The organism is Melaminivora alkalimesophila, assembly GCF_000282995.1.
In the GTDB taxonomy this organism is placed as follows: domain Bacteria; phylum Pseudomonadota; class Gammaproteobacteria; order Burkholderiales; family Burkholderiaceae_C; genus Melaminivora; species Melaminivora alkalimesophila.
In genome coordinates this window covers 1-4,997 of the sequence record NZ_ALEE01000068.1, presented here as the reverse complement: position 1 = coordinate 4,997, position 4,997 = coordinate 1, and the positions used below count along the sequence as shown (strand labels likewise).

4 protein-coding genes are annotated in these 4,997 nt (G+C 70.2%); 2 read left to right on the top strand and 2 right to left on the bottom strand.

From position 1 onward, the window contains the following. Nucleotides 1–2,315, bottom strand: a 2,315-nt coding sequence (locus A612_RS00810; RefSeq protein WP_019372721.1) for a YgiQ family radical SAM protein, incomplete at its 3' end; no start/stop codon positions are given. A 135-nt stretch (nucleotides 2,316–2,450) separates the two neighbouring features. Here A612_RS00810 and A612_RS00805 point away from each other — a divergent pair. Beyond that, nucleotides 2,451–3,041: an IMPACT family protein gene (locus tag A612_RS00805; protein ID WP_019372720.1), complete on the top strand. Its 591-nt coding sequence runs from the start codon at nucleotides 2,451–2,453 to the stop codon at nucleotides 3,039–3,041. 118 nt (nucleotides 3,042–3,159) lie between these two features. Continuing rightward, complete coding sequence (locus A612_RS00800) at nucleotides 3,160–4,584, top strand: dihydrolipoyl dehydrogenase (RefSeq protein ID WP_019372719.1); 1,425 nt, start codon at nucleotides 3,160–3,162, stop codon at nucleotides 4,582–4,584. Between the two features lie 6 nt (nucleotides 4,585–4,590). Here A612_RS00800 and A612_RS00795 read toward each other — a convergent pair. Continuing rightward, nucleotides 4,591–4,997, bottom strand: a 407-nt coding sequence (locus A612_RS00795) for an FAD-dependent oxidoreductase (protein ID WP_019372718.1), incomplete at its 5' end; no start/stop codon positions are given.

Genomic DNA, 4,997 nt, shown 5'->3' with positions numbered 1-4,997 from the left:
GGCTGCCCCTGGGCCACGCTCCTCGCGTCCCCGGTGGGTGTGCCGCTGCCGCGCCGCCCTCCCCCGGGCGCTGCGGAAGCCACCGTGCTGTTCTTGCGCCGCGCCGTCTGGTAGCTGCCATCAGTCGCCGGCTGGAAGCTCGGGATCAGGTGGTGCCTGCCGTTGCCGATCAGGTCGGCGCGGCCCATGTCCCTGAGCGCCTCCCGCAACAGCGGCCAGTTGTTCGGGTCGTGCCAGCGCAGGAAGGCCTTGTGCAGCCGGCGCCGGCGCTCGCCGCGCACCACATCCACACGCTCCTCGGCCGGGTCGCGCATGTGGCGGCGCACGCGCGTGAGCGGGTTGCGTCCCGAGTGGTACATGGCGGTGGCGGTGGCCATGGGGCTGGGGTAGAAGGCCTGCACCTGGTCGGCGCGAAAGCCGTTCTTCTTCAGCCAGAGGGCCAGTTGCAGCATGTCTTCGTCGGTGGTTCCCGGATGCGCGGCGATGAAATAGGGGATCAGGTACTGCTTCTTGCCGGCCTCTTCGCTGAACTTCTCGAACAGCTGCTTGAAGCGGTCGTAGTTGCCGATGCCCGGCTTCATCATCTTGGACAGCGGCCCGGCCTCGGTGTGCTCGGGTGCGATCTTCAGGTAGCCGCCCACATGGTGCTGCACCAGCTCGCGCACGTACTCGGGCGACTGCACCGCCAGGTCGTAGCGCAGGCCCGAGCCGATCAGCACTTTCTTGATGCCCGGCAGCTCCCGCGCGCGGCGGTAGATCTTGATGAGCGGGTCGTGGTCGGTGTGCAGGTTCTGGCAGATGCCGGGAAAGACGCAGCTCGGTTTCCTGCACGCGGCCTCGATCTCGGGGCTCTTGCAGCCCAGGCGGTACATGTTGGCCGTGGGGCCGCCCAGATCGGAAATGGTGCCGGTGAAGCCCTTGACCTTGTCCCGGATGTCCTCGACCTCGGCAATGATGGAATCTTCCGAGCGGCTCTGGATGATGCGCCCCTCGTGCTCGGTGATCGAGCAGAAGGTACAGCCGCCAAAGCACCCGCGCATGATGTTGATGGAGGCGCGGATCATCTCCCAGGCCGGGATCCTGGTCGCGCCTTCGAAGCCGCCCTGTTCGTCCGCGTAGCTCGGGTGCGGATTGCGCGCGTACGGCAGGCCGAACACCCAGTCCATCTCGGCGGTGGTGAGCGGGATGGGCGGCGGGTTCAGCCACACGTCGCGCGCGGCCGCGCCCTCGCCGTGCGCCTGCACCAGCGCGCGCGCGTTGCCGGGGTTGGTCTCCAGGTGCAGCACGCGGTTGGCGTGGGCGTAGAGCACCGGGTCGCTTCTCACCTGCTCGAAGCTGGGCAGGCGGATCACGCTGCGCTCGCGCGGCGGCTGGGCACCCTTGTGGCGCAGGGACGGGTTGGGGAGGAACCGCACCACGGATTCCGAAGCTCGCTGGCCCCCGGCAGGTGCCTGGCCTGCGCTGGCAGCGCTCGAACCGGGGGCATCCTCGCGCGAGCAGCCCTGCCCCCGGGCCGCCGCCTGCTCGGCAGTCGTCATGTAGGGGTTGATGCGCGGCTCCACGGCCCCGGGCTCGTCCACGCTGGTCGAATCGATCTCGAACCAGCCCTGCGGCGCGCTCCTGCGCACGAAAGCCGTGCCGCGCACGTCGGTGATGCTCTCCACCGGCTCGCGCCGCGCCAGGCGGTGGGCGATCTCCACCAGCGCGCGCTCGGCGTTGCCGTACAGCAGCAGGTCGCACTTGGCATCGACCACGATCGAGCGGCGCACCTTGTCGCTCCAGTAGTCGTAGTGGGCGATGCGGCGCAAGGACCCCTCGATGCCGCCCAGAATGATGGGCACGTCCTTGAATGCCTCGCGGCAGCGCTGGCTGTAGACAATGGCGGCGCGATCCGGGCGCTTGCCACCGACGTCGCCGGGCGTGTAGGCATCATCGCTCCTGATCTTGCGGTCGGCCGTGTAGCGGTTGATCATGGAGTCCATGTTGCCCGCCGTCACGCCCCAGAACAGGTTCGGACGGCCGAGTGCCTTGAAGGCTTCGGCGCTGGTCCAGTCCGGCTGCGCGATGATGCCGACGCGAAAGCCCTGCGCCTCCAGCACCCGCCCGATCACCGCCATGCCAAAACTGGGGTGGTCCACGTAGGCATCGCCCGTGACCAGCACCACGTCGCAGCTGTCCCAGCCGAGCTGCTCCATCTCGGCGCGGCTCATGGGCAGGTAGGGGGCCGTGCCGAAGCGCTTGGCCCAGTAGGGGCGCCAACTCATCAGCGGCTTGGCATTGCGCGGAAAGAAGGAGACGTCGGCAAAGGCGGTCATGTGGGCATTCCCAGGAAGGGCCGATCATTCTAGGGATGCGCCGCGCGTGGTGCTCGGGCGCGGGTATCGCGCGGGTATCGGCGGGTACTGGGTTATGGGTGCAACGCGGCCGCGGGCGCCTTAAGCTCGCGTGCCATGAGCTATACCCTGAGCGCACCGGTCCACGCCGAGCTGGTGATCAAGAAAAGCCGTTTCATCTCCTGCGTGCAGCCGATGGCCGACCGGGCCGGGGCCCAGGCGGTGGTGCAGCAGCTGCGCGCCGAACACCCGGGGGCGGCACACGTGTGCTGGGCATTGCTGGCGGGCGGCCAGTCGGCGGCGGTGGACGATGGCGAGCCCAGCGGCACGGCCGGCCGGCCGATGCTGGACGTGTTGCGCCACCAGCAGCTCGAGGGCGTGCTCGCCACCGTGGTGCGGTATTTCGGTGGCATCAAGCTGGGCGCGGGCGGCCTGGTGCGCGCCTATACCGACAGCGTGGCACAGGCCCTGCTGGGCGTTGAAAAGGTGCCGCTGCAGCGGCTGAGCCACTTCGAGGCCGCCGTGCCGTATGCGCTCGAAGGCCTGCTGCGCCGGGAGATCGCGGCCGCAGGCGCGCAGCTGCAGGGCGTGCGCCACGAGGCGCTGGTGCATTTCGCGCTGTCGCTGCCGGAGAGTGCGCTCGCGGATTTCAGGGCGCGGCTCGACGAGCTGGCGCACGGGCGCGTGGCGTGGACCCTGGGCGACTGAGCCCCCGCAGCGGCGCAATCCGCCCTCCTTGGCCTCGCGGCCTACAGCCCCGACGACACTTCGGCGCCACACTGTCGTGCCAAGCGACCCACTGAACCAAGCAACGGACTCCGATCCCATGAGCCAGACCCTGGACACCCTGATCATCGGCGCCGGCACGGCCGGCCTGGCGGCCCTGCGCGAGGTGCGCAAGCGCACGCAGAACTTCCTGATCGTCAACGAAGGCCCCTGGGGCACAACGTGCGCGCGCGTCGGCTGCATGCCGTCGAAGATGCTGGTCGAGGCGGCCAACGCACTGCACGCACGCCACCGCTTCGACACCTTCGGGCTGCGCGGTGGCGAGGGCCTGTCGGCCGACATTCCGGCCGTGATGGAGCGCTTGCGCGCGCTGCGCGACGAATTCGTGGCCGGCACCATCCGCACCAGCGACGCCGGCGAGCGCTCGGTCTCCGGCCGTGCCCGGCTGCTGGGCCCGGACGAGGTCGAGATCGACGGCCGCAATTACCGCACGCGCAGCATCATCGTCGCCACCGGCTCGCGCCCGGTCGTGCCAGAGGATTGGCTGGCCTTTGGTGACCGCATCCTGACCACCGACACGCTGTTCGAGCAGCCGACGCTGGGCCCGCGCATGGCGGTGATCGGCCTGGGCGCCATCGGCGCGGAGCTGGCCCAGGCCATCGCCCGCCTGGGCGTGGAGGTGGTGGCCTTCACGACCAGCGAGCGCGTGGCGGGCCTGCGCGACCCCGAGGTCAATGCACGCCTGTTCGCCGAACTCAAGGGCGAGTTCGCGATCAGCGTGGGCGCGCACGCCACGCTGCGGGAGACCGCTGGTGGCATCGAGGTCCGCAACGGCGAGACCACGGTGGTCGTCGATCAGGTGCTGGCCGCCATGGGCCGCCGTCCGAATGTCGAGCACCTGGGGCTGGAGCTGCTCGGGCCGGTGCTGGACCGGCATGGGCTGCCGCCGGTCGATCCCTGCACCCTCCAGGTGGGCGAGCTGCCGGTGTTCCTCGCCGGTGACGTGGACCGCGACCGCGCCCTGCTGCACGAGGCCGCCGACGAAGGGCACATGGCGGGCATCAACGCCGTGCTCGCGGCGCAGGGCCAGCCGCTGCGGCGCTTTCGCCGCCGCACGCCCCTGTCCATCGTGTTCTGCGAGCCGAACGCCGCCAGCGTCGGCCTGGGCCATGACGCCCTCCAGGGGCAAGAGCACCTGGTCGGCAGCGTGGACTTCGCCCGCCAGGGCCGCGCCCGGGTGGCGGTGCGCAACCAGGGGCTGCTGCACGTGTATGCCGAGCCCGGCAGCGGGCGGCTGCTGGGCGCCGAGATGTGTGCACCGGATGGAGAGCACCTGGCGCACCTGTTGGCGCTGGCCATCGATCGCGGCCTCAAGGTGCAGGAATTGCTGCGCATGCCTGTCTACCACCCGACGGTGGAAGAAGGTCTGCGCACGGCGCTGCGCCAGCTCGCGCGCCAGCTGGAGCCGGTGAGCGATTCCGACCTGTCGGACTGCGAGAACCTGGGCGCAGCCGCCCTCGACTGAAACCCCTCAGCGCAGCCGCGCCGGCGACAGCTGCCCGGCTTCCAGCCCCTCCCGGACCAACCGCGGATCGAGCGGCTGGTTCAGCGCCAGGTTGCGCGCCAGCAGGGCTGCTGCGGCGGCGCTCTGGATGCCGTAGCCACCTTGTGCGGCAAGCCAGAAGAAGCCGGGCACATGGTTGTCCCAGCCGATCACCAGATCGCCATCTGCGACGAAGGAGCGCAGGCCCGCCCAGCTGCGCGTCGGCCGCCGGATCTCCAGGTCCGCGATCTCCTGGATGCGGTGGATGCCCAGGGCCACGTCCAGCTCCTCGGGCACCACGTCGTGCGGCGCCACCGGATCGGCATTGGCGGGCGAGCCGAGCAACTGGCCGGCGTCGGGCTTGAAGTAGAAATCCTCGGCGACGCCGATGACGG